The organism is Stenotrophomonas sp. GD03777, assembly GCF_029842485.1.
Taxonomy (GTDB): domain Bacteria; phylum Pseudomonadota; class Gammaproteobacteria; order Xanthomonadales; family Xanthomonadaceae; genus Stenotrophomonas; species Stenotrophomonas sepilia.
Genome location: NZ_JAOCGL010000049.1, coordinates 1 through 21638, shown reverse-complemented (window position 1 = coordinate 21638; position 21638 = coordinate 1). Strand labels below are relative to the sequence as shown.

General features: G+C 67.1%; 23 protein-coding genes. 14 read left to right on the top strand and 9 right to left on the bottom strand.

The annotated features are described in order from the left end of the window. Positions 1–7: 7 nt before the first annotated feature. Positions 8–337 carry a DnaJ domain-containing protein gene (locus tag N5E02_RS12090; protein ID WP_005419845.1) on the bottom strand — a complete coding sequence of 110 codons (330 nt, stop codon included), beginning with the start codon at positions 335–337 and terminating at the stop codon, positions 8–10. A 141-nt stretch (positions 338–478) separates the two neighbouring features. Here N5E02_RS12090 and N5E02_RS12085 point away from each other — a divergent pair, with 141 nt between their 5' ends. The 8 genes from N5E02_RS12085 (at position 479) to N5E02_RS12050 (ending at position 8281) form a co-directional block, all read left to right on the top strand. Next, positions 479–1405, top strand: coding sequence for a phosphoribosylaminoimidazolesuccinocarboxamide synthase (locus N5E02_RS12085; RefSeq protein WP_032954595.1), 927 nt, complete (start codon positions 479–481; stop codon positions 1403–1405). Positions 1406–1540: 135 nt separating this feature from the next. Next, on the top strand, positions 1541–2026 hold the full coding sequence (locus N5E02_RS12080; RefSeq protein WP_069138712.1) for an Mpo1-like protein: 486 nt from the start codon (positions 1541–1543) through the stop codon (positions 2024–2026). A gap of 332 nt (positions 2027–2358) precedes the next feature. Then, positions 2359–5187 (top strand): monovalent cation/H+ antiporter subunit A, encoded by a 2829-nt coding sequence (locus N5E02_RS12075; RefSeq protein ID WP_005419861.1) that lies wholly within the window; start codon positions 2359–2361, stop codon positions 5185–5187. Further along, entirely contained in the window at positions 5187–5579 is a 393-nt protein-coding gene (locus N5E02_RS12070) for a Na+/H+ antiporter subunit C (RefSeq protein ID WP_111188333.1), read from the top strand. Before N5E02_RS12075 ends, N5E02_RS12070 begins: the two co-directional genes overlap by 1 nt. Continuing rightward, the gene (locus N5E02_RS12065; RefSeq protein ID WP_279946295.1) at positions 5576–7111 is read left to right on the top strand and encodes a monovalent cation/H+ antiporter subunit D; all 1536 of its coding nucleotides are present in this window, start codon (positions 5576–5578) and stop codon (positions 7109–7111) included. The genes N5E02_RS12070 and N5E02_RS12065 overlap by 4 nt, the downstream gene beginning before the upstream one ends. Next, positions 7108–7614: a Na+/H+ antiporter subunit E gene (locus N5E02_RS12060; RefSeq protein WP_005419867.1), complete on the top strand. Its 507-nt coding sequence runs from the start codon at positions 7108–7110 to the stop codon at positions 7612–7614. The genes N5E02_RS12065 and N5E02_RS12060 overlap by 4 nt, the downstream gene beginning before the upstream one ends. Continuing rightward, complete coding sequence (locus N5E02_RS12055; protein ID WP_005411334.1) at positions 7611–7895, top strand: K+/H+ antiporter subunit F; 285 nt, start codon at positions 7611–7613, stop codon at positions 7893–7895. The genes N5E02_RS12060 and N5E02_RS12055 overlap by 4 nt, the downstream gene beginning before the upstream one ends. Beyond that, positions 7892–8281 (top strand): Na+/H+ antiporter subunit G, encoded by a 390-nt coding sequence (locus N5E02_RS12050; protein ID WP_005419868.1) that lies wholly within the window; start codon positions 7892–7894, stop codon positions 8279–8281. The genes N5E02_RS12055 and N5E02_RS12050 overlap by 4 nt, the downstream gene beginning before the upstream one ends. Positions 8282–8368: 87 nt before the next feature. Here the strand turns inward: N5E02_RS12050 and N5E02_RS12045 are convergent, their stop codons facing one another. Continuing rightward, positions 8369–9334 carry a sodium:calcium antiporter gene (locus N5E02_RS12045; RefSeq protein ID WP_065186523.1) on the bottom strand — a complete coding sequence of 322 codons (966 nt, stop codon included), beginning with the start codon at positions 9332–9334 and terminating at the stop codon, positions 8369–8371. A 72-nt stretch (positions 9335–9406) separates the two neighbouring features. Then, a complete protein-coding gene (locus N5E02_RS12040) occupies positions 9407–10063 on the bottom strand; it encodes a hypothetical protein (protein WP_005419872.1) in 657 nt (218 codons plus the stop codon). Between the two features lie 125 nt (positions 10064–10188). Between N5E02_RS12040 and N5E02_RS12035 the strand changes: the two genes are divergently transcribed. Continuing rightward, the gene (locus N5E02_RS12035) at positions 10189–10722 is read left to right on the top strand and encodes a hypothetical protein (RefSeq protein ID WP_069138716.1); all 534 of its coding nucleotides are present in this window, start codon (positions 10189–10191) and stop codon (positions 10720–10722) included. A gap of 84 nt (positions 10723–10806) precedes the next feature. On the opposite strand, the gene hmgA is transcribed toward N5E02_RS12035, so the two are convergent. Together hmgA and hppD are read right to left on the bottom strand one after the other, a co-directional pair. Then, entirely contained in the window at positions 10807–12105 is a 1299-nt protein-coding gene (gene hmgA / locus N5E02_RS12030) for a homogentisate 1,2-dioxygenase (RefSeq protein WP_065186524.1), read from the bottom strand. A gap of 85 nt (positions 12106–12190) precedes the next feature. Next, complete coding sequence (gene hppD / locus N5E02_RS12025) at positions 12191–13303, bottom strand: 4-hydroxyphenylpyruvate dioxygenase (RefSeq protein WP_196768686.1); 1113 nt, start codon at positions 13301–13303, stop codon at positions 12191–12193. A 129-nt stretch (positions 13304–13432) separates the two neighbouring features. Here hppD and N5E02_RS12020 point away from each other — a divergent pair, with 129 nt between their 5' ends. Then, a complete protein-coding gene (locus tag N5E02_RS12020; RefSeq protein WP_005419884.1) occupies positions 13433–13924 on the top strand; it encodes a MarR family winged helix-turn-helix transcriptional regulator in 492 nt (163 codons plus the stop codon). A gap of 81 nt (positions 13925–14005) precedes the next feature. Here N5E02_RS12020 and N5E02_RS12015 read toward each other — a convergent pair whose 3' ends face one another. From N5E02_RS12015 to N5E02_RS12000, 4 genes are all read right to left on the bottom strand, one after another. After that, a complete protein-coding gene (locus N5E02_RS12015) occupies positions 14006–15145 on the bottom strand; it encodes a hypothetical protein (protein WP_164093396.1) in 1140 nt (379 codons plus the stop codon). 232 nt (positions 15146–15377) lie between these two features. Then, the gene (locus N5E02_RS12010) at positions 15378–15983 is read right to left on the bottom strand and encodes a thioredoxin family protein (protein WP_069138720.1); all 606 of its coding nucleotides are present in this window, start codon (positions 15981–15983) and stop codon (positions 15378–15380) included. Positions 15984–16002: 19 nt separating this feature from the next. After that, positions 16003–17502, bottom strand: coding sequence for an oligopeptide:H+ symporter (locus tag N5E02_RS12005; protein WP_065178867.1), 1500 nt, complete (start codon positions 17500–17502; stop codon positions 16003–16005). A gap of 181 nt (positions 17503–17683) precedes the next feature. Continuing rightward, a complete protein-coding gene (locus N5E02_RS12000; RefSeq protein WP_005419892.1) occupies positions 17684–18559 on the bottom strand; it encodes a tryptophan 2,3-dioxygenase family protein in 876 nt (291 codons plus the stop codon). 335 nt (positions 18560–18894) lie between these two features. Between N5E02_RS12000 and pdhA the strand changes: the two genes are divergently transcribed. The 4 genes from pdhA to N5E02_RS11980 all read left to right on the top strand — a co-directional run. Then, positions 18895–19977 carry a pyruvate dehydrogenase (acetyl-transferring) E1 component subunit alpha gene (gene pdhA, locus N5E02_RS11995; RefSeq protein WP_279946294.1) on the top strand — a complete coding sequence of 361 codons (1083 nt, stop codon included), beginning with the start codon at positions 18895–18897 and terminating at the stop codon, positions 19975–19977. Beyond that, a complete protein-coding gene (locus tag N5E02_RS11990) occupies positions 19970–21037 on the top strand; it encodes an alpha-ketoacid dehydrogenase subunit beta (protein WP_005419896.1) in 1068 nt (355 codons plus the stop codon). Before pdhA ends, N5E02_RS11990 begins: the two co-directional genes overlap by 8 nt. 1 nt (position 21038) lies before the next feature. Beyond that, positions 21039–21392, top strand: a complete 354-nt coding sequence (locus N5E02_RS11985) for an SH3 domain-containing protein (protein WP_005411349.1) — start codon at positions 21039–21041, stop codon at positions 21390–21392. After that, the coding region (locus tag N5E02_RS11980; RefSeq protein WP_345782201.1) for a biotin/lipoyl-containing protein at positions 21389–21638 on the top strand (250 nt) is incomplete at its 3' end. The genes N5E02_RS11985 and N5E02_RS11980, both read left to right, overlap by 4 nt.

The window sequence follows — 21638 nt, the reverse complement described above, 5'->3', positions numbered from 1 at the left end:
AAGTGGGTCAGCGCTTGCGCAGGGACTTGATGCGGTCGTAGGCGGCATTGATCCGCCGCGACTTCTGCTCGGCCTGCTGCTGCAGCTCGGGGGCGGCGCCGCCAAGCTTGTCGGGGTGGTACTGCGAGATCAGCTTGCGGTAGGCGCGTTCGATCTCGGCATCGGTGGCTTCGGAAGTCAGCCCCAGCTCCCGGTACGGGTTCTCCTTGTTCAGGCGGAACCAGTCCGAATCAAAGGCATGGCCGATCAGCAGGCCGACCACCGCGCCGAACAGCGGATTGGGCCGGAACAGCAGGGCGCCGGCGATGAATCCGAGCAGTTTTCCGTACCAGCGCATGGCGCTCCGGGGTCGACCGACGAAATGGACGCTCATTTTACGTCACAGCGGGCCCGGAGGGCTTTACACTAGGCCGCCCGCTGGTCAGCGGGCCCGCCGGGTCCGTTGGGCAGCCGTATCGACAACGCCCCAGGAGTGCCCGTGCCAACCACGCTGTTGCAATCCGATCTCCCCGGCCTGCCCTTGCGCCATCGCGGCAAGGTGCGTGATGTGTTCGATATCCCGCGCGAGCGGCTGCCAGCCGGAACCCCGCCGGGCGACTACCTGCTGATGGTGGCCACCGATCGCCTGTCGGCGTTCGACGTGGTCCTGCCCGACCCGATCCCGGGCAAGGGCGAGATGCTCTGCCAGGTCTCCAACTTCTGGTTCGCCAAGACCGCGCACCTGATGCCCAACCACCTGACCGGCATCGACGTGGCCAGCGTGCTGCCCGAAGGCGTGGACCCGGCCCTGTACGCCAAGCGCGCGGTGGTCACCCGCAAGCTGAAGCCGGTGCCGGTGGAAGCGATCGCCCGCGGCTACCTGATCGGCAGCGGCTGGAAGGATTACCAGCGCACCGGCAAGGTCAGCGGCATCGACCTGCCCGATGGCCTGCGCCAGGCCGAACAGCTGCCCGAGCCGATCTTCACGCCCTCGACCAAGGCCGCGGTCGGCGACCATGACGAGAACATCGATTTCGACGCGATGGTGAAGCAGGTCGGTGCGGAACTGGCCGAGCGGGTGCGCGACGCCACCCTGCGCATCTACAAGTTCGCCGCCGATTACGCCCGCGAGCGCGGCATCATCCTGGCCGACACCAAGTTCGAGTTCGGTACCGACGCCGATGGCCGGCTGTACATCATGGACGAGATGCTGACGCCGGATTCCTCGCGTTACTGGCCGGCCGACGAGTACGAAGTGGGCACCAGCCCGCCGAGCTACGACAAGCAGTTCGTGCGCGATTACCTGGAGACGCTGGACTGGGGCAAGACCGCCCCGGGTCCGAACATCCCGGCCGACATCATCGAGCGCACCCGCGCCAAGTACGCTGAGGCGCTGCAGCGCCTGGCCGGGATCAGCGTCGACTGACCCGCCTGCGCCCCCGGCCGGAAAGGCGGGGGGCGCGTTCGGTAGTGCCGGCCGCTGGCCGGCAACGTCGACGAACACCTGCAGCCAGGCATGGCCTGGCTCTACTGACGGGCCCGGCGGGAGTATGCTGGCCGCATGCAGACATCCACCGAGCTTGCGCGGCCGATCGACCGCTATTTCGCCAGCTACTCCGACGACCACCGCAACGTGATCAACCAGCGCATCCACGTGGTGGCGGTGCCGGCGATCCTGTGGTCGGTGGTGGCCCTGCTGTGGTGCCTGCCGCCGCTGATCACCTGGTTCCAGTACGGCATCTGGTCGGCGTTCGCGATGTTCAGCGCCTGGTGCTTCTACAACAAGCTGTCGCGCCCCCTGGGCATCGGCATGCTCGTCCAGTTCTTCGTATTTGGCTGCCTGTGCCGCCTGCTGGAGGCCGAGATCGGCCTGCATGCGCTGCGCTGGCTGGCGGTGGGCGTGTTCGTGGCGGCCTGGATCGCGCAGTTCATCGGCCACACGTTCGAGGGTCGCAAGCCCAGCTTCCTGACCGACCTGACCTACCTGCTGATCGGCCCGGCCTGGGTGATGGCCAAGTTCTATCGCAAGCTCGACTGGCGCTACTGATCGCGGGCGGTCGACAGCGGCCGTCGTTTCCTGAACGGGCGAATTCCATCACCCACACTCCACGGCGGCCCTGCCAGCCTGCGCCGGTGACTCGCTCCCCGCTTCCCGTCCGTTGACGGCAGCCCCTGTGCGACAGGGCCTGCGGTCTCCCTGCGTGGGCGTAGGGTGTCCCCCAAGAGCAACCCGGGAGGGACCGCAGGAACGTGATGTTGCGCCGCAGAAAAAATGAATCAGCGAACGTTACATGCAATTGATCGCTGTTCGATGGGTTTCGGCGACATTTCGCAGCCTGTTATTCTCCCTGACCTGCTCGTGAATCATGGATTCCCTGCATGCTCCCCAGCCTGCCCCTGCTGCTGGCCCTGCCGTTCCTGATGGCAGCGGCTGTTGCGGCCTTCCCCCGTAGTTCGCGCTCGACTGCTGCCTGGCTGGCGGCACTGGCGCCGTTGGGCGGGCTGGCCATCCTCGGCTGGCTGACCCCGGCAGTACTCGATGGCCAGGTGGTCCGCACCCTGGTCCCCTGGCTTCCACAGATCGGGCTGGACTTCACCCTGCGCCTGGACGGGCTGGCCTGGATGTTCGCCGGGCTGGTGCTCGGCATCGGCGCCCTGGTGGTGCTGTATGCGCGCTACTACCTGAACCAGCAGGACAACGCGCACCGCTTCTACTGCTACCTGCTGCTGTTCATGGGCGCCATGCTGGGGATGGTGCTGTCGGGCAACCTGCTGTTGCTGATGATCTTCTGGGAGATGACCAGCATCAGCTCGTTCCTGCTGATCGGCTTCTGGTCGCACCGCCAGGACGCACGCGAAGGCGCGCGCATGGCGTTGGTGATCACCGGCGGCGGCGGCCTGGCCCTGCTCGGTGGCGTGCTGCTGATCGGCCGCATCGTCGGCAGCTTCGACCTGGATGTGGTGCTGGCCGCCGGCGAGCAGATCCGCGCCAGCACGCTGTACCCGTACGCCCTGTTCCTGGTGCTGGCCGGCATCTTCACCAAGAGCGCGCAGTTCCCGTTCCACTTCTGGCTGCCGCACGCGATGGCAGCGCCGACCCCGGTCTCGGCCTACCTGCACTCGGCCACCATGGTGAAGGCCGGCGTGTTCCTGCTGGCGCGGCTGCATCCGGCGCTGGCCGGCAGCGACCTGTTCTTCTATACGGTCAGCGGCATCGGCGCGCTGACCCTGCTGATCGGTGCCTGGAACGCGATCTTCCAGCACGACCTGAAAGGCCTGCTGGCGTACTCGACCATTTCCCACCTGGGCCTGATCACCCTGCTGTTCGGCCTGTCCACGCCGATGGCGGTGGTCGCCGGCGTGTTCCACATCCTCAACCACGCCACCTTCAAGGCCTCGCTGTTCATGGCCGCCGGCATCATCGATCACGAAACCGGCACCCGCGACATGCGCAAGCTGGGGGGGCTGCGCAGGCTGATGCCGTTCACCAGCGCGCTGGCGATCATCGCCTCGCTGGCGATGGCCGGGATTCCGCTGCTCAACGGCTTCCTGTCCAAGGAAATGCTGTTCGCCGAAGCGATTACGGCCGGCGGCCCGGGCATCATGCGCACGGCGGTGTCGATCGCGGCGTTGCTGGCAGGCGTGTTCGGCGTGGCGTACAGCCTGCGCTTCGTGCACGACACCTTCTTCGGCGCTGGCCCGCACGACCTGGACCGCGTGCCCCACGAGCCGCCGCGCTGGATGAAGGTGCCGGTGGAGCTGCTGGTGGTGATCTGTGTGGCGGTGGGCGTGGCACCGGCACTGACCGTCGCGCCGGTGCTGCACGCCGCTGCGGCCTCGATCCTCGGCACCGCCATGCCCGAATACAGCCTGGCGGTGTGGCACGGCTTCAACCTGCCGCTGGCGATGAGCGCGATCGGCGTGGTCGGTGGCGTGGCGCTGTACTTCGGCCTGCGCAGGCTGATCAACCTGCATGCCGTGACCAATGTCAGCACGGGCCGCAATGTGTTCCACGCCCAGCTGGACGCCGTGTCCGCGCTGGCGATGCGCCTGACCAATGGCATCGCCAATGGCAGCCTGCAGCGCATGCTGCTGGGCCTGGTGCTGGTGGCGATCGTGGTTGCCGCTGCGCCGTTCGTGGCCAACCCAGCCTCGCCGAACTGGACCGCGCCGCAGCCGATTCCGCTGCTGGGCTGGGCCCTGTGGCTGGTGATGATGGCCTGCGCGGTCGCCACCCTGCGCATCTACAAGCAGCGCCTGCTGGCGGTGCTGCTGGTCGGCGGCGTCGGCCTGATGGTGGCGCTGACCTTCGTGTTCCTGTCCGCACCCGACCTGGCCCTCACCCAGCTGCTGGTGGAGATGGTGACGCTGGTGCTGATGCTGCTGGGCATGAATTACCTGCCCGCGCAGTCCGGGCCTGAGCGGCCGCGCTGGCGCAAGCGCCGCGACGCGGTGATCGCGATCATCGCCGGTGCCGGGCTTGGCGCGCTGGCCTATTCGGCGATGACCCTGCCGCCGAACACCATGGCCGGCGAGCTGCTCGCCCGCGCGTTGCCCGAGGCCTACGGCCAGAACGTGGTCAACGTGATCCTGGTCGACTTCCGCGGCTTCGATACCTTCGGCGAGATCACCGTGTTCGGCATCGCCGCGCTGGTGGTGCATGCGCTGCTGCGGCGTACGCGGATGGCACCGGAGCAGATCATGCCCGGCCCGCCGATCAAGCTGCCGGTGCCGGCCGACCTGGCGCAGATCATGTTCCCGCTGACCCTGACCGTGTCGATTTTCCTGTTCCTGCGCGGGCACAACGCACCGGGTGGCGGCTTCATCGCCGGCCTGGTGTTGGCAGTGCCGCTGCTGATCCAGTACGTGATCCAGGGCACTGCATCGGTGGAGTCGCGCTTCGGCTTCGACTACATCCGCTGCATCGGCATGGGCCTGCTGATCGCCCTGCTCAGCGGCAGCGCCTCGATGCTGTTCGGCGTGCCGTTCCTGACCAGCGGCCATCTCGACCTGCACCTGCCGCTGATCGGCGACGTACCGCTGGCCAGCGCAATCGGCTTCGACATCGGCGTCTATCTGGTGGTGTTCGGCGGCGCCATGCTGATGCTGTCGATGATGGGCACGATCAAGCCGTCGCGAACCCGCACCGCCCGCAAGGGTGAGATCGACCTGCAACGCCGCTCGGCACGCACCGGGGAGATGCACTGATGGAACTGGCCCTGGCTACCGCGATCGGCATGCTGACCGCCATCGGCATCTACCTGCTGCTGCGTGCGCGCAGCTTCGATGTGATCCTCGGCATGACCTTCCTGTCCTACGCCACCAACCTGCTGATCTTCGCCGGCGGCCGCGTGGTGCTGGGCAAGGCGCCGGTGCTGCAGGAAGGCGTGGACAGCCACCTGGGCAACTACACCGACCCGCTGCCACAGGCGCTGGTGCTGACCGCAATCGTGATCGCCTTTGCGATGACCGCGGTGAGCATTGTGCTGGCCATGCGCAGCCGCAGCGACAACCACAGCGACCACGTGGATGCCCACGAGCCGGATGACGACCTGCAGGATGAGCGCGTGCCGCCGCGCCAGGGCGAGGACCGCGCATGAACCACCTGGTGATCCTGCCGATCCTGATTCCGCTGCTGGGTGCGGCGCTGTCGCTGTTCGTCGAACACCGCCGCTATGGCCCCAGGGTGCAGCGGGCGGTGGCCTGGACCGCGCTGTCGGCGCTGGCGCTGGCGGTCGGGCTGCTGTTTGCCGCCACGGCCAGTGGTGAAATCAACGTCTACCTGCTTGGCGACTGGCCGTCGCGGCTGGGCATCGCGCTGGTGGCCGACCGGCTGTCGGCGTGGATGCTGCTGACCACCCTGCTGCTGGCCATTCCCTGCCTGCTGCACGCCTGCTCGGGCTGGGACCGCCGCGCGCCGCACTTCCATGCGCTGTTCCAGTTCCAGCTGGTCGGTCTCAACGGTGCGTTCCTGACTGGCGACATCTTCAACCTGTTCGTGTTCTTCGAGGTGATGCTGATCGCCTCCTACGGCCTGCTGCTCAGTGGTGGCCGCGGCCTCCGCATGCGCATCGGCCTGCATTACGTGGTGTTCAACGTCACCGCCTCGACCCTGTTCCTGGTCGCGCTGGGCCTGCTGTATGCCTCGCTGGGCTCATTGAACATGGCCGAGCTGTCGCAGCGCATCGCCGAGGTACCGCCGGCACAGCTGACCCTGGTGAAGGCGACGATGGGCCTGTTGCTGCTGGTGTTCTGCGCCAAGGCCGCGTTGATGCCGCTGTACCTGTGGCTGCCAGAAGCCTATTCGCGCGCACCGGCGGCGGTGGCGGCGCTGTTCGCGATCATGACCAAGGTCGGCCTGTACTCGGTGCTGCGCATCCAGATGCTGTGGTTCGGCGACGATGCCGGCGCGATGGCCGGCTATGGCCGCGACTGGCTGTTGTGGGCCGGCGTCGCGACGCTGGTGCTGGGCGGCCTCGGCGCGCTGGCCGCGACCCGCCTGCGCGTACTGATCTCCTACCTGGTGATCGTGTCGGCAGCCACGCTGTTCATCGCCTTCTCGGTGGGCACGCCACAGGTGCTCTCGGCCGGCCTGTACTACCTGCCACACAGCAGCTTCGTCGCTGCCGCGCTGTTCCTGGTTGCCGATCTGATCCGTCGCCGTCGCGGTGGCGCCAGCGACCGCAAGGAAGTGGTCGCGCCGATGCCAGGCAAGGAGACGCCCGCTGTGTTGTTCCTGATCGGCGCGGTGTCGGTGGCCGGCCTGCCGCCGCTGTCCGGCTTCCTGGCCAAGGCTGCGCTGCTGGCCGGCATGCCGGCGCAGTACACCGGCCCGGTCTGGACCGCCGTTCTGGTCAGCAGCCTGCTGGTGATCATGGGCCTGACCCGGGGGGGCATCCGCCTGTTCTGGCGCGTGCCACCGGTCGATCCGGAAGCGCCGGTACCGCGCAAGGCGCGGCTGCGCCGGGTCGAGCTGTACGCGGCCTGCATCCTGCTGGCCTACGGCATCGGCATGACCCTGGCCGCAGCACCGCTGATGCGCTACACCGACGCCACCGCCGCGCAGCTGCTGCACCCCAGCGAGTACGTGCAGCAGCTGCGTGCGACTGCACCGGAGATCCGCCAGCCATGACCGCCCAGCGCTCCCTGTTCCGTCGCCTGATTCCGTCGCCGATGCTGAGCATCATGGTGGTGGCGTTCTGGCTGCTGATGTCCGACAGCTTCACCCTTGGCCAGATCGTGCTGGGCCTGCTGCTGGGCGTGGTGGTGCCGCTGTTCGCCGCACGCCTGGACCGCGAGTTCGCCCGCATCGGCACCCTGCGCCCGTTGCCGAAACTGCTGTGCGTGACCCTGTGGGACATCCTGATGTCCAACATCCGTGTCGCCCTGCAGGTACTGGGGCCGGAGAAGAACATCCACCCCGGTTTCATCTGGCTGCCGCTGGACATTGCCAACATCCATGGCATCGCTGCGCTGACCAGCATGATCACGCTGACCCCGGGTACGGTCTCGGCCGCGCTCAGCGACGACCGCAAGTACCTGCTGGTGCACGTGCTGCACCTGGAGGACCCGCAGGACCTGATCGATACGATCAAGCGCCGTTACGAGGCGCCGTTGATGGAGATCTTCCCATGACCGGTTTTGAAGTCATCCAGACCACCCTGGTGGTGTGCATGCACGTGGTCGGCCTGGCGATGCTGCTGGCCACCTGGCGGCTGTTGCGCGGGCCGACCGTGCCCGACCGCATCCTCGCGCTGGACACGCTGTCGGTGACCGCGATCGCTGAGCTGATGCTGTTCGGCATGTACCTCAACTCGCCGATCTACTTCGAGGCGGCGCTGATCATCGCCATGCTCGGCTTCGGCAGCACCGTGGTGCTGAGCAAGTTCGTGCTGCGCCGGGACATCGTCGAATGATCACCGCGATCCAGATCGTCCTGTCGATCCTGCTGCTGTTCGGCTGCTTCTTCATCCTGGTCGGCGCACTGGGCCTGGTGAAGCTGTCCACCTTCTTCAAGCGCCTGCACGCACCGACCAAGGCCAGCACGCTGGGCGTGGGCTGCGTGCTGGTGTGCTCGGTGTGCTACCACATCTTCCTCGGCCAGGACCCGCAGCCACGCGAGCTGCTGATCACCGTGTTCCTGTTCATCACCGCACCGATCAGCGCGCACATGATGGCCAAGGCGGCGTTGTCGCTGCTGATGGAAACCCGCCCCAGCCTGCCGGGCAACGAGCCGGCCGCCGAGGAGCAGCTGCCGCCGCCGGAACCGGTGCGGGAAGAAGAAACCACGCAGAACCGGTAGTGCCGGCCGCTGGCCGGCAGGGTGACGCCCCGTGGGTGCCGACCGTTGGTCGGCACGAAATCGACTGCATCCACGCATGGCGTGGATCTACAACGCCGGTGCGCCGACCAGCAGCAGCTCCAGCACGAACCAGCCTACGAACGCGACCAGCAGGATCCCGCCTTCGCCACGACTGATCTTCAGGTCGCCGCGCAGCATCGGGTACAGCACCAGCGCGAACGCCAACAGCGCAGGCAGTTCCAGGCGCACGAACGAGGCCGGCAAGGCCAACGGCTGCAACATCGCCATCGCGCCGATCACCAGCAGCAGGTTGACCACGCTGGAACCCAGCACGTGGCCGAGCACCATGTCGCCATGCCCGCGACGCGAGGCGGCAATGGCGGTGGCCGCCTCGGGCAGTGCGGTGCCGATCGCCACCGGCAGCAGGCCGACCAGCAACGGCGTCCAGCCCAGTGCGGCACCGAAGTCGGCGGCAGCCCCCACCACCAGGCGCGCGCCCCAGTACAGGGTCAGTGCGGCGATCAACACGCGCAGCACGTTCAACGGCAGGCTGGTGCGGCTCAGCGCGGATTCGGCGATGGCTACCTGCACCTCGGCGCTCTCGACGCGGCCGCGGCGCAGCAGCAGCACCTGCACGACGATGAAGCCCGCCACCAGCACGCCGCCTTCCCAGCGCACCAGGTGACCATCCAGGCCGAACAGGATCAGCAGCACGGCGGCCGCCAGCAGCGACCACCACAGCACCGCCTGCAGGCGCGCGCGCAGCAGCAGGGGGGCGGCGACGGCGGCCACCGCCAGGGTCAAGCCCAGATTGACGATGCTGCTGCCCACTGCATTGCCCAGTGCCAGCTCCGGTTGGCCGACCGCCAGCGCACGTGCGTTGACCGCCAGTTCCGGCAACGAGGTGGTCACGCCGAGCAGCAGCAGCCCGGCAGTGAACGGGCTGGCCCCGAAGCGCTGGGCCAGGCCAGAGACGGCCTTCACGATGGAGTCCCCGCCCAGTGCCAGCAGCAGCAGGCCGAGCAGGAACCAGGCAATGGCAATGGCGATCATCGAGCACTCCCCAGCAGTGGTGGCGCGATTCTACGCTTGGCCCGAGCGCATGGCTGGGCGATGGATCAAGGATCAGCCACAGCCTTCCGCATAGTCGACCTGCGGGGTCTGCCCGACCCGCCAGGCCCCCACCCGGCCATCGGCACCGAGCGCGAAGTCGATCACTGCCCCGCCCTCCTGCGCCGGCCGCACGCGCAGGTGCTGGGCCTTCTCGTCGTACTTGTCGGGACCGACGTCTGCGCGCTCGGGATACAGCACCTGCAGCTCGCCCAGGGTCATGCCGACCTTGCCGCCGCCCGGTGCGGTGATGGCGGCGCTGCGCACGTCGTAGCGCACCAGCTTGCGGCCTTCGATCATCAGCCGCGGGTCCTCGGCATCCTGCGGGCGAAGGAAGTAGCAGCCGTCGTTGCCGTCGTCGGCGGACAGCGGCTTGCCGGCGGCATCGGTGCCCAGCCCCTGCAGTGGCGTGCCAAAACCACTGCGGACTTCGGCGATGCCGGTGCCCAGCTTCGCACCCGCGAAGCCGTCCAGGCGGGCCGGACTGTCCTTGCGGAGGTCGTTCGCCGGGCGGGCCGCCAGATCAGGATCCGTCGACTGGGCCGGACCGGTCGCCGAGGCGGTTTCCGCCGGGGTATCGCTGCCGCTGCCGGCGGCGCCCTGCTTGTCGGGGCCGCCACTGCATGCGGCGAGCGAAAGGAGCAACAGACCAGCAATCGGGAGGTGCTTCATCGGTGCGGTTCCCTGGCACGAAGGTAGCTGCACGCTAGCGCAGCGCGCGTGCAGAGGCTGCATTGTCATCGCGGTTTCATCGCCCTCGTTCAGGCTCGGCATGCACCGACCTGGCTGTCCCTTCCATGCAACCGCGCAAGACCGAACTCGCCCGAACCGCGCTGCAGGCCCATCGCGCGCCGCTGGACATGCGCCAGCGCCGGTTGCTGATCCTGTGCGACGGCCAACGCAGCATCACCGACCTGACCGGTCTGCTCGGCCAGGATGCGCCCGCGATGGTCATCCAGCTGGTGCAGGCCGGCTACCTGAGCACCGGCACCGGTGCCGCAGCCCCGCCACCGCCGCCGGCAGCCACGGTAGAGCCGCAGCCCGCGACACCTGCCGCAGCTGCTGCCACAGCGGTCGAACGCCGCCGCTCGCTGGTGTCCGCGCGCATCTATGTGCTGGGCATCCTGGAAATGCAGCGCCACCCGCAGGCGGCGGCGCTGTTCCGCGACCTGCAGCAGGCACGCGCCGAAAGTGAAGTACTGCAGGTGCTGCACTCGGCGATGCGGATGCTGCCCGGGCTGACTTCGGAAGGCTATTGCCAGCGTGTACGCCAACGCCTGCTGGAAGCGCTGCCGTTGGAGCACTGCGACGCGTTCGCCGAGGTGGCCTGAAGAAAAAGGGGACGGAGGGGATTAAGTCGTTTCAAGCACACGTGTGCTGATTGCGGCTTAATCCCCTCCGTCCCCTTTTTCGGGTCAGCGGAAGTTGTTGCGCAGGCCGTTCCAGCACTGCTGGTAGTCGCCCTGACGGTGGCCGGCGGCCAGGGCCTGTGCGGTCGGGCGGATCACCGCGCGGGTCTCGAACATGAAGGCCATCGTGTCCTTGATCACGTCCGCCTTGGACAGATCGGCATTGGATGCCTTGTCGAAGGTCGGCGCGTCCGGGCCGTGGCCGCTCATGCAGTTGTGCAGCGATGCGCCGCCCGGCACGAAGCCTTCGGCCTTGGCATCGTAGGCACCGTGCACCAGGCCCATGAATTCGCTGGCGATGTTGCGGTGGAACCACGGCGGGCGGAACGTGTTCTGCGCCACCAGCCAGCGCGGCGGGAAGATCGCAAAATCCATGTTGCTGGTTCCCGGCGTGTCGCTGGGCGAATGCAGCACCAGGAAGATCGACGGATCCGGGTGGTCGTAGCTGATCGAGCCAATGGTGTTGAAGCGGCGCAGGTCGTAGCGGTACGGCGCGTAGTTGCCGTGCCAGGCCACCACGTCCAGCGGCGAATGGTCGATCGGCGCACGCCACAGGCGGCCCTCGAATTTGGCGATCAGCTCGAAATCGCCATCGACATCCTCGAACGCCGCGTGCGGGGTTTCGAAGTCGCGCGGATTGGCCAGGCCGTTGGAACCGATCGGGCCAAGGTCAGGCAGCTTCAGCAGCGCACCGTAGTTCTCGCAGATGTAGCCGCGGCTCGGGCCATCGGGCAGTTCAACGCGGAACCGCACGCCGCGCGGGATCACCGCGATCTGCTGCGGCTCGATCTCGATCACGCCCAGCTCGGTCAGCAGGCGCAGCGCGCCCAGCTGCGGCACGATCAGCAGCTCACCGTCGGCATCGTAGAAGTAGCGGCCGACCATGTCGCGGTTGGCAGCGTAGAGGTGGATGCCCACGCCAGCATGCGCATCGGGCGAACCGTTGCCCCCCATCGTGTACAGGCCTTCGACGAAGTCGGTCGGCAGCTCCGGCAGCGGCAGCGGACTCCAGCGCAGCTGGTTCGGCGAGGCCGGCTGTGCGCCGAAATCACATTGCAGCTGCGACTGCGCGAACGGGGTGAACTCGCCATGGGTCACCGCCGGACGGATCCGGTACAGCCAGCTGCGGCGATTGCTGCCGCGCGGCGCGGTGAAGGCGGTGCCGGTCAACTGTTCGGCGTACAGGCCGTGGGCCACCTTCTGCGGCGAGTTCTGCCCGACCGGCAGCGCGCCGGCGACGGCCTCGGTGGCGAACTCGTTGCCAAAGCCGGACTGGTAGCCGCGGGCGATGATGGCGGGGGACATGGGAACTCCAGAGATGGCCGGCCAGCGGCCGGCACTACCATTCGGACAGGCAATGTCGACCGGAAGCCGACATTGCCTGCAGACCTTACAGCACGCCGCGGCGGATCTGGTCGCGCTCGATGCTCTCGAACAGCGCGGTGAAGTTGCCTTCGCCGAAGCCCTCGTTGCCCTTGCGCTGGATGATCTCGAAGAAGATCGGGCCGATGCAGTTCTGGGTGAAGATCTGCAGCAGCTTGCGCTGGTGGGTTTCCGGGTCGGCGTCGATCAGGATCTTGTTCCTGGCCAGGCGCGGCACGTCTTCACCGTGGTTGGGCACGCGCTGGTCGATCACGTCGAAGTAGGTTTCCGGCGTATCGAGGAAGTCCACGCCCTGCGCGCGCATCGCTTCAACGGTCTCATAGATGTTCTCGGTGAAGCAGGCGATATGCTGGATGCCCTCGCCCTTGTACGCGTCCAGGTACTCGTTGATCTGGCTCTTCGGGTCGGACGATTCGTTCAGCGGGATGCGCACGATGCCGTCCGGCGCGGTCATCGCCTTGGACACCAGGCCGGTCTTCAGGCCCTTGATGTCGAAGTAGCGGATCTCGCGGAAGTTGAACAGGCGCTCGTAGTAGTCCGACCACTGCTGCATGTTGCCGAAGTACAGGTTGTGGGTCAGGTGGTCGATGAAGGTCAGGCCGAAGCCCACCGGGTGCAGGTCGGCACCGGCGATCGGCTCGTAGTCGCCGTCGTAGACGCTGCCGGCCGCGCCGTAGCGGTCGACCAGGTACAGCATGCAGTCGCCGATGCCCTTGATGACCGGCGCGCTGACCGCCTTGCTGTCCGGCTTGAAGGCGATGGCTTCGGCGCCGTTGCCCAGCGCGGCCTGGTAGACCTCCTGGCCCGGCTTCTTGAAGCGGATGGCGAAGCCGCAGGCGCACGGACCGTGCTTTTCGGCGAAGTCCGAAGCGAACGAATCGGGATCTTCATTGACCAGGAAGTTGACGTCGCCCTGGCGATAGACGGTAATCGGACGCTGCTTGTGCTTGAGCACCGCGCTGAAGCCCATCTTCCGGAAGTACTCGTGCAGCTCCTGGCCGCGGCCGGCCGGGGCGGCGAATTCGACGAACTCGAAACCGTCGATGCCCATCGGGTTCTCGAAGGTGGTGACCTGCATGCCGGGGTTGGGGTGCGAGGCGGTCGGGACTGCGGTATTCATGGCGTGGCTCCGAATCGGTACCGCATCGGTACAAACCAGGTGCGGGCAGGTAGGGACCCGGCGAGAATGCAGGGTCTGGACCTACCCCTTATAGTTACACTTGAAACCACCAGCAAGGTGCACCGCAACATGAGCCCCGATCCCGCCTCGACCCGCCTGCGTGCCTCGCACGTCCTGCTCGACCTGGAACAGTTCCTGCCGTATCGGCTGAGCGTGCTGTCAAACCGGGTCAGCGGCAACATCGCCAAGCTGTACGGCGATCGTTACGGTCTGGCGATCCCCGAGTGGCGGGTGATCACCATCCTGGCGCTGTACCCGGGCTCCTCGGCCAGCGAGGTCTCCGACCGCACGGCGATGGACAAGGTGGCGGTCAGCCGCGCCGTGGCCCGCCTGCTGGAGCGCGGCTTCATCAAGCGCGAGACGCATGGCGACGACCGCCGCCGCTCGGTACTGGCGCTGTCGGCCGCCGGTTTCGAGGTGTACGAGACCATCGCGCCGATGGTGATCGAGATCACCCGCAAGCTGATGTCGGTGCTGAGCGAGGAGGAAGAGCAGGTGCTGGAAAAGCTGATCCTGCGCCTGGCCGGCGAAGGCCTGGAGCGGATGGGCGAAGGGGTCTGAAAGAAAAAGGGGACGGAGGGGATTAAGTCGTAACGAGCACAGGTGTGCCTGAAACGACTTAATCCCCTCCGTCCCCTTTTTTCAGCTCAGGTGCTTGCGCCGTGCGTGGATCCACGGCACGGCCAGTGCTGCGATGGCGCCGCCGGCGAAGCCCAGCGAGGCGGCAACCGTGGCGGCTTCGACGGCCCCGGGCAGCGCCAGCGCCGCAGCCACCAGCAGCAGCGACGGCAGGCCGACGAAGGTGCCCAGGAAGAAATGCCAGCGCGGTGACCATGTATTGAGCTGCAGCAGGCTGACCGGTTGCCAGGCGTCGGACGCGGCATCCTCGGCGATCTTCGCCACTACCTTGCCCAGATCCACTTCCGGCAGCGCGCGCCCCGGGCGGACGGTCGCCAGCAGTTCGGCCACGGCCTCCACCGGTGGGAAGCTGGACGGCCACGCCACCGGGGCCGGCACGCCGTAAGCGGTCAGCAGCGGCACGCTCAGCCACGGCGCCACCAGCGGGCGCATGCGGCGGCGGCCATGCACGCACCAGATCTGCGGCTGTCCATGCGCGGTGACGTTGTACAGCGCCAGTTCGTTGGCGGGCGGATAACCCAGCATGGTCACCCGCGCCGCCAGACTGTCCTGGCCCATCGCACGCAGGAAGCCCGGGCGGCTGCGCCCTTCCTGCATCCACGCCAGGCCCAGCGCACCCACCAGGTACGCCTCCGCCGCGTCCTTGCTGCCCGCAGTGGCGCGCTCATCACTGGCCAGGTACCACGCCAACGACTTCGGCTCGGCGACATCCTCCAGGCCCCATCGGCTGTCATCCCCCAGCACGTGCCGCACCGGCAGGCGGGCAGGCGCAGTTTCGCCACGCTCCCCGGTCTGCAGGAACGGCAGCACGCCCTGGATGAAGGTGGACAGCTCGATCGCGCGCGCGCCATGGCCCTGCCATTCCGGCGGCAGCAGCCCGGCCAGCTGGCCCTCGGCCGCCAGCGCATCAAGCCGCGCCTTCTGCTCGACCAGATTCTGCACCGCGCCCTTCAGCACCACGTTGTCGGGCAGCGCGATCTGCGGCAGGCGGTGGCGTGGTGGTGCCAGTTCGACGGTGTCCTCGCCGGTGCCGGCGTCGTCCAACAGGGTTTCCTGCGCCGGCAGGGTCACGCCTTCGCCTGCCCCACCCTCGGCCAGGTGGCTGGCAGGTTCGGGCAATCGTTCGGCGTGGTCGCTGTGCATGGGCGTTCCGGTAGGTTGCGTCGACGGGGCGTCGACTGAAGTCCTTGCCGGTAACGGCGAGCGCGTTGCGAAGTTGAGATGCCGATTCAGGGAGTGTGACGGCGCGCGCAGTAGAGCCACGCCATGCGTGGATGCGACCCGACGTCAGTGCCGACCAACGGTCGGCACCCACCGGGGTAGGCGGCCAGCGGTCGGCCCCCACCACAGCTGCCGGCCAGCGGCCGGCACTACCCTACTCCGGTTTATCAGGTGCCCACTGCTTGAGGAACGCGCTCACCCGCGCAGGCTGGAAGGCTTCGCCCCTGCGCAGTTCGCCGGTGGCCTGCGAGACCAGCAGGCTGCCATCGGCGTCCAGTACCAGCAGGTGCGGGTAGTCGCGCTCCATCACCGGGAACTGGGCGAAGAAGGCGGTGTTGGGCTGTTCGTCGCTGGCGTTGACCTTCACCCACACGTAGTGGGCGTCGCGGAAGCGGCGCAGGTCGCCGTTGCCCTCGACCATTTCGTCCAGCGCCCGGCAGCGATCGCAGGCGGCGTTGCCGATCTCGAGCAGGATGCGCTTCTTGCCGCGCTGGGCTTCCACCTTGGCGGTGGCCAGGTCATCGGCGGGGTCGCGGGCCGGGTCGAACTGCGCGCCGAGCCCGGCGATGGCGGCAATGTCCGCCGCCACCGGGGTGTTGCCCGAGGCCACCGGTTCGCTGGGGTCAGCGACCGGCGGCTCGGTGGGCCGGGTATCCAGGGGCTGCGTGGGCTCGGCGGTGGCAGGCGGTTGCGGTTGGGAACAGGCGCCGATCAGCGCCGCACAGACCACCACCATTGCACCACCGAGCTTGCTGCGCATGCCTTCTACCCTCGCTTCATTACTTGACGCCGTGCATCAGCTTGTTGATCAGCGGGGCGATCAGGAACAGCACCACGCCGGAGCCGATCAGGGCCCAGAACCCGAAGGTATACCCCTTCAGGGCCGACTCGACCGTCATGCCGCCTTCACCACTGACCACACCAGCGAAGATGCCCGACAGGTTGTTGCCGATGCCGGTGGACAGGAACCAGCCGCCCATGCCGAAGCCGACCAGGCGCACCGGGGCCAGCTTGGTCACCATCGACAGGCCGATAGGCGACAGGCACAGCTCACCCACCGACTGGATGACGTAGACCATGAACAGGGTCCAGAACGGGATCTTGCCGTCCACCACCATCTGCGACAGGGCGAACATCAGCAGCGCGAAGGCGGCGCCGTTGAACAGCAGGCCCAGGCCGAACTTGCGCGGGATGGACGGATTGGCGCGGCCCATCGCCACCCAGATCCAGGCGATGACCGGGGCCAGGGTGATGATCGCCACCGAGTTGACCGACTGGAACCACGCGGTCGGGAAGGTCCAGCTGCCGAACTGGCGGTTGACGATGTTCTCGGCCAGGAAGGTGAACGAGCTGCCGGCCTGCTCGAAGAACATCCAGAACATCACGTTGAAGGCGAAGATGATCAGCATGGCGATCACGCGGTCGCGCTGCACCTTGCCTTCGCGGATGCCCTCGACCAGCAGCAGGATGGCCAGCGCGGTGAACATCGCGCCGAGGATCCAGGCCAGCGCGGTGGCGCCGGTGGCCAGCAGGAAGTACGCGACCGGGATGGCGACCACGGCACCGGCCAGCACCATGATGATGCGGCCGAAACCTTCCGCGCCGGCCGGCGGTGCGCCGATGCCCTTCAGGCCGGCACGACCGATGTAGAACCACACCAGCGAGATCAGCATGCCCACGCCCGAGGCGATGAACACGACCTTGTAGGACGGCATCGCATCGGTACCGAACACCTTGCGGGCCAGGTACTCGGTCAGCACCGGGGCGATCATCGCGCCGATGTTGATGCCCATGTAGAAGATGGTGAAGCCCGAATCGCGGCGCTCGTCCTTCAGGCCGTACAGCTTGCCGACCATGGTCGAGATGTTGGGCTTGAACAGACCGTTGCCGACGATGATCGTGGCCAGGCCGAGCTTGAAGATGTGCTCCTGCGGAAGCGAGATCATGAACAGGCCGGCGGCCATGATGATCGCGCCGGTCAGGATCGAGCGCTGGTAGCCCAGTACCCGGTCGGCCACGTAGCCGCCGAAGATGGCCGCGGCGTACACCAGGGCCAGGTAGGCGCCATAGATGCGGCTGGCGTCGCCTTCACCGGCAGCGCTGCCGTTGTAGAACTGGGCAACGATGTAGAGCACCAACGCCCAGCGGATGCCGTAGAACGCAAAGCGTTCCCAGAACTCGGTCATGAACAGCATCCACAACGGGCGCGGGTGGCCCAGCGTGGTCTTGAAGTCCGGCAGTGCCGGCTCTGGGGTGTTCGCAGTGGCGTTTACGCTCATGCGGATTTCCTGGTTCGGTGGATGACGAGCACGTCCGCTGTGCAGTTGGAGCAACGCGCGAGGATCACCGACTTCTGGCGTTCACGTCAAATACACGCCGTTTGAGGCAGGTGGCATCCTGCTCCCTGAACTTGCATCTGAAACGATCCAGCCGCGGGCCGGGAACCAAGCTGAATGGGGATCAGCCCAGCGCTGCCGGGGGCGCGGCCTGCAGGCTGGTGCGCACCTGGAACAGCTCGGGGAAGAAGGTCAGTTCCAGCGCCTTGGCCAGGAAGCCCACGCCGGACGAACCGCCGGTGCCACGCTTGAAGCCGATCACCCGCATCACGGTGCGCATGTGTCGGAATCGCCACAGCTGGAAAGCCGTCTCCAGGTCCACCAGGTCCTCGCACAGCGCATACTCGCGCCAGTAGCGGTCGGTGTCCTGGTAGATGCGCTCGAAGACCGGCTGCAATGCGTCGTCGGCCACGTGTGGCTGGGTCCAGTCGTGGGCCTCGTAGACCGCCGGCACGGCATGGCCGAAGCGGGCCAGGTACTTCAGGAATTCCTCGTACAGGCTGGGCGCCTCCAGCACGGTGCGCAGCTGCGCCTGCCCGGCCGGGTCATGCTCGAACACCTGCAGCATCTGCGCGTTCTTGTTGCCCAGCAGGAATTCGATGTAGCGGTACTGCAGCGACTGGAAGCCCGACGACGGGCCCAGCACGTCGCGGAAGCCCATGTACTCGGACGGGGTCAGCGTTTCCAGCACCGACCATTGCTCGGTCAGCTGGCGCAGCACCTGCTTGCTGCGCGCCAGCACCTTGCGGCACTGCCAGACTTCATCGCGCTGCAGGAAGCCGATTGCGGCACGCAGCTCATGGCCCAGCAGCTTCAGCCACAGCTCCGAGGTCTGGTGCTGGATGATGAAGAGCATCTCGTCATGGTGCGGCGGGCTGGACAGCGGCTGCTGCGCGCTGAGCAGCTGGTCCAGCCGCAGGTAGCCGCCGTAGGTCAGGCGTCCCTGCAGGTCGGTGTGGATGCCGGCTTCGAGATCGCGTTGGTTGTTGTCGACGGACATGGGCGGGACCAGATCGGGGGCGGCAAGGGTAGCGCGTTGCCGCCGCGCTGGCAGCCGCCCGGTCCATACCAGGGCGTGCGGCTGGCCGTGGAGCATCGGCCGACCACCGGCCTGCGCGTGGAACCGTCCGCGCCGTTGTACCGGCAGTCACCCAGAGGCGTATTCTGATGCTTTGCAGCAACGACTGAATACGTTGTTGTTATTGGCCCCCCACCCGCCGGCAGGGGTAAAACGGGGAATCTCCGTGTTGCGGCGCAGGAAGGCTATTCCGTACGCGTTCCTTAACATGGCGATTCATATCATTTGTAACTTCTCTGTCGAAGGTGCAGTACGCAATGACGGTTGCCGCTGAATTCAAGATCGAATACCTGCAGTACCTGGACACGGACGGCACGCTCGTCCGTGACGACCTGCCCGTGTCGCTGCGCGACCCCAAGGTCCTGGTACCGCTGTTCAAGCAGATGCTGTTCGTACGCACGTTCGACAGCAAATCCATCGCGCTGCAGCGCACCGGCAAGCTCGGCACCTATGCCGCCTGCCTGGGCCATGAAGCCGCGCACGTGGGTATCGGCGCGGCGATGCAGAAGGACGACGTGTTCGCGCCTTCGTACCGCGAGTATGGCGCGATGTTCATGCGTGGCGTGCGCCCGCACGACGTGCTGATGTACTGGGGCGGCGACGAACGCGGCAACGATTACGGCGGCAACGCGGCCAAGGACTTCCCGTTCTGCGTGCCGATTTCCACCCAGTGCCTGCATGCGGCAGGTGCCGCGCTGAAGTTCAAGCTCAACAAGGAACCGCAGATCGCCGTGGCCGTGTGCGGCGACGGTGGCAGCTCCAAGACCGACTTCTACGCGGCACTGAACTCGGCCGGCGCCTACAAGCTGCCGCTGATCCTGTGCATCGTCAACAACGGCTGGGCCATCTCGGTGCCGCGTTCGGCCCAGACCGGTGCCGAAACGCTGGCGCAGAAGGGCCTGGCGGGCGGCCTGCACTGCCTGCAGGTGGACGGCAACGACCTGATCGCGGTGCTGGCGGCAATGGAACAGGCGCGCGAACGTGCGCTGGCCGGCGACGGTGGCACCGTGCTGGAACTGATGACCTACCGCCTGTCCGACCACACCACCGCTGATGACGCGCGCCGCTACCGCGACGATGCCGAAGTGAAGGATGCCTGGCAGCGCGAGCCGATGCTGCGCCTGCGCAAGTACCTGATCAACGCCGGTGTGTGGAGCGAAGAAGAGGAAACCGCCTGGGTTGCCGAGTGCGGCACGCGCGTGGACGAGGAAGTGAACCTGTACCTCAACACGCCGGTGCAGCCGGTCGAGGCGATGTTCGACTTCCTGTATGCCGATCCGCCGCCGGACCTGCTGGCCCAGCGTGCCCAGGCGATCGCCCTGGAGAAGCGCCATGGATGAGATCAAGAACGGCGCGCCCGGCGCGCACACCAACGCCGCCGACAGCGCTGCAGTCGCGCGCGGAGATGACAGCATGACCACCACCCCGATCACCCTCATCGAAGCCATCACCCAGGCGCTGGCCTGGGAGCTGGAACACGATCCGTCGGTGCTGGTGCTGGGCGAGGACGTGGGCGTCAACGGCGGCGTGTTCCGCGCCACTGCCGGCCTGCAGCAGCGCTTCGGCTCGGACCGCATCCTCGACACCCCGCTGGACGAAACCACCATCGCCGGTCTGACCATCGGCCTGGCCGCACAAGGCATGAAGCCGGTGGCCGAAGCCCAGTTCGATGGCTTCATGTACCCGATGGTCGACCATATCGTCTGCCACGCCGCACGCCTGCGTTACCGCACGCGTGGCCGCCTGCACTGCCCGATGGTGCTGCGCGTGCCGTGGGGCGGTGGCATCCGCGCGCCGGAACACCACAGCGAAGCCAACGAGGCGATCTTCACCAATGTGCCGGGCCTGCGCGTGGTGCTGCCGTCGTCGCCGCAGCGTGCCTACGGCCTGCTGCTGGCCGCGATCCGCGAGCCGGATCCGGTGATCTACATGGAGCCCAAGCGCATCTACCGCCAGTACAAGGAAGTGGTCGTCAACGACGGCGAAGCCTTGCCGCTGGACGTCTGCTTCGTGCTGCGCGACGGCACCGACGTGACCCTGGTGACCTGGGGCGCGCAGGTGAAGGAAGCCCTGGAAGCGGCCGACAAGCTGGCCGGGGAAGGCATCAGTGCCGAAGTCATCGACGTGGCCACGCTGCGCCCGCTGGACTTCGCCACCATCGCCGAATCGGTGGCCAAGACCGGCCGCTGCGTGATCGTGCAGGAGGCCCCGAAGACCGCGGGCTTCGGCGCCGAGATCGCCGCGCGCCTGGCCGAGGAATCGATCTACGACCTGCTGGCCCCGGTCGAGCGCGTCACTGGCTACGACACCCACATTCCGCTGTTCCGCCTGGAAATGAAGTACCTGCCGAGCGTTGAGCGGATCGTGGCGGCGGCCAAGCGCGCGGTGGCGGCCGGCTGACATGCGGGCCCGCCTTCTGGGGGCTTACCGCAGCCAGTATCCCAACCCGCTCCGGTTCCACACCGGCCAGATCGTCGAAGTAGGTGTACGTGACGAGGAATGGCCGGCGTTTGCCTGGGTACGCACCAACGATGGGCGCGCTGGATGGGCGCCCATCGCCTGGTTGCAGCTGCTGGACGAGGGTCGCGCCGAAGCCCTGTGCGACTACGACGCCCGCGAGCTGGATGTGGAAAGCGGCGAGATGGTGAAGCTTCATCACGAACACGGCGGGTGGTGGTGGTCCGAGCGCGCCAATGGCGCGACGGGTTGGCTGCCGGCCCGCGAACTGGAACTGCTGGAAGAGAACTGCAAATGAGCCAGACCAAGAACTTCAACCTGCCCGACCTGGGCGAAGGCCTGCCGGACGCGACCATCGTCGAGTGGTTCGTCAAGGAAGGCGATGTGATCAAGCTGGACGAGCCGCTGGTGTCGATGGAGACCGCCAAGGCCGTGGTGGAAGTGCCCTCGCCGTTCTCCGGCAAGGTGCTGAAGCTGTCCGGCGCTGCCGGCGACATCATCCCGACCGGTTCGGTGCTGGCCAGCTTCGAACTGGACCCGAACC

What these genes read in the sequence shown, in the direction of transcription:
- N5E02_RS12090 (WP_005419845.1), bottom strand. Translation starts at nt 337, where the DNA reads ATGCGCTGGTACGGAAAACTGCTCGGATTCATCGCCGGCGCCCTGCTG.
- N5E02_RS12080 (WP_069138712.1), top strand. Translation starts at nt 1,541, where the DNA reads ATGCAGACATCCACCGAGCTTGCGCGGCCGATCGACCGCTATTTCGCC.
- N5E02_RS12075 (WP_005419861.1), top strand. Translation starts at nt 2,359, where the DNA reads ATGCTCCCCAGCCTGCCCCTGCTGCTGGCCCTGCCGTTCCTGATGGCA.
- N5E02_RS12070 (WP_111188333.1), top strand. Translation starts at nt 5,187, where the DNA reads ATGGAACTGGCCCTGGCTACCGCGATCGGCATGCTGACCGCCATCGGC.
- N5E02_RS12065 (WP_279946295.1), top strand. Translation starts at nt 5,576, where the DNA reads ATGAACCACCTGGTGATCCTGCCGATCCTGATTCCGCTGCTGGGTGCG.
- N5E02_RS12060 (WP_005419867.1), top strand. Translation starts at nt 7,108, where the DNA reads ATGACCGCCCAGCGCTCCCTGTTCCGTCGCCTGATTCCGTCGCCGATG.
- N5E02_RS12055 (WP_005411334.1), top strand. Translation starts at nt 7,611, where the DNA reads ATGACCGGTTTTGAAGTCATCCAGACCACCCTGGTGGTGTGCATGCAC.
- N5E02_RS12050 (WP_005419868.1), top strand. Translation starts at nt 7,892, where the DNA reads ATGATCACCGCGATCCAGATCGTCCTGTCGATCCTGCTGCTGTTCGGC.
- N5E02_RS12045 (WP_065186523.1), bottom strand. Translation starts at nt 9,334, where the DNA reads ATGATCGCCATTGCCATTGCCTGGTTCCTGCTCGGCCTGCTGCTGCTG.
- N5E02_RS12040 (WP_005419872.1), bottom strand. Translation starts at nt 10,063, where the DNA reads ATGAAGCACCTCCCGATTGCTGGTCTGTTGCTCCTTTCGCTCGCCGCA.
- N5E02_RS12035 (WP_069138716.1), top strand. Translation starts at nt 10,189, where the DNA reads ATGCAACCGCGCAAGACCGAACTCGCCCGAACCGCGCTGCAGGCCCAT.
- hmgA (WP_065186524.1), bottom strand. Translation starts at nt 12,105, where the DNA reads ATGTCCCCCGCCATCATCGCCCGCGGCTACCAGTCCGGCTTTGGCAAC.
- hppD (WP_196768686.1), bottom strand. Translation starts at nt 13,303, where the DNA reads ATGAATACCGCAGTCCCGACCGCCTCGCACCCCAACCCCGGCATGCAG.
- N5E02_RS12020 (WP_005419884.1), top strand. Translation starts at nt 13,433, where the DNA reads ATGAGCCCCGATCCCGCCTCGACCCGCCTGCGTGCCTCGCACGTCCTG.
- N5E02_RS12015 (WP_164093396.1), bottom strand. Translation starts at nt 15,145, where the DNA reads ATGCACAGCGACCACGCCGAACGATTGCCCGAACCTGCCAGCCACCTG.
- N5E02_RS12010 (WP_069138720.1), bottom strand. Translation starts at nt 15,983, where the DNA reads ATGCGCAGCAAGCTCGGTGGTGCAATGGTGGTGGTCTGTGCGGCGCTG.
- N5E02_RS12005 (WP_065178867.1), bottom strand. Translation starts at nt 17,502, where the DNA reads ATGAGCGTAAACGCCACTGCGAACACCCCAGAGCCGGCACTGCCGGAC.
- N5E02_RS12000 (WP_005419892.1), bottom strand. Translation starts at nt 18,559, where the DNA reads ATGTCCGTCGACAACAACCAACGCGATCTCGAAGCCGGCATCCACACC.
- pdhA (WP_279946294.1), top strand. Translation starts at nt 18,895, where the DNA reads ATGACGGTTGCCGCTGAATTCAAGATCGAATACCTGCAGTACCTGGAC.
- N5E02_RS11990 (WP_005419896.1), top strand. Translation starts at nt 19,970, where the DNA reads ATGGATGAGATCAAGAACGGCGCGCCCGGCGCGCACACCAACGCCGCC.
- N5E02_RS11985 (WP_005411349.1), top strand. Translation starts at nt 21,039, where the DNA reads ATGCGGGCCCGCCTTCTGGGGGCTTACCGCAGCCAGTATCCCAACCCG.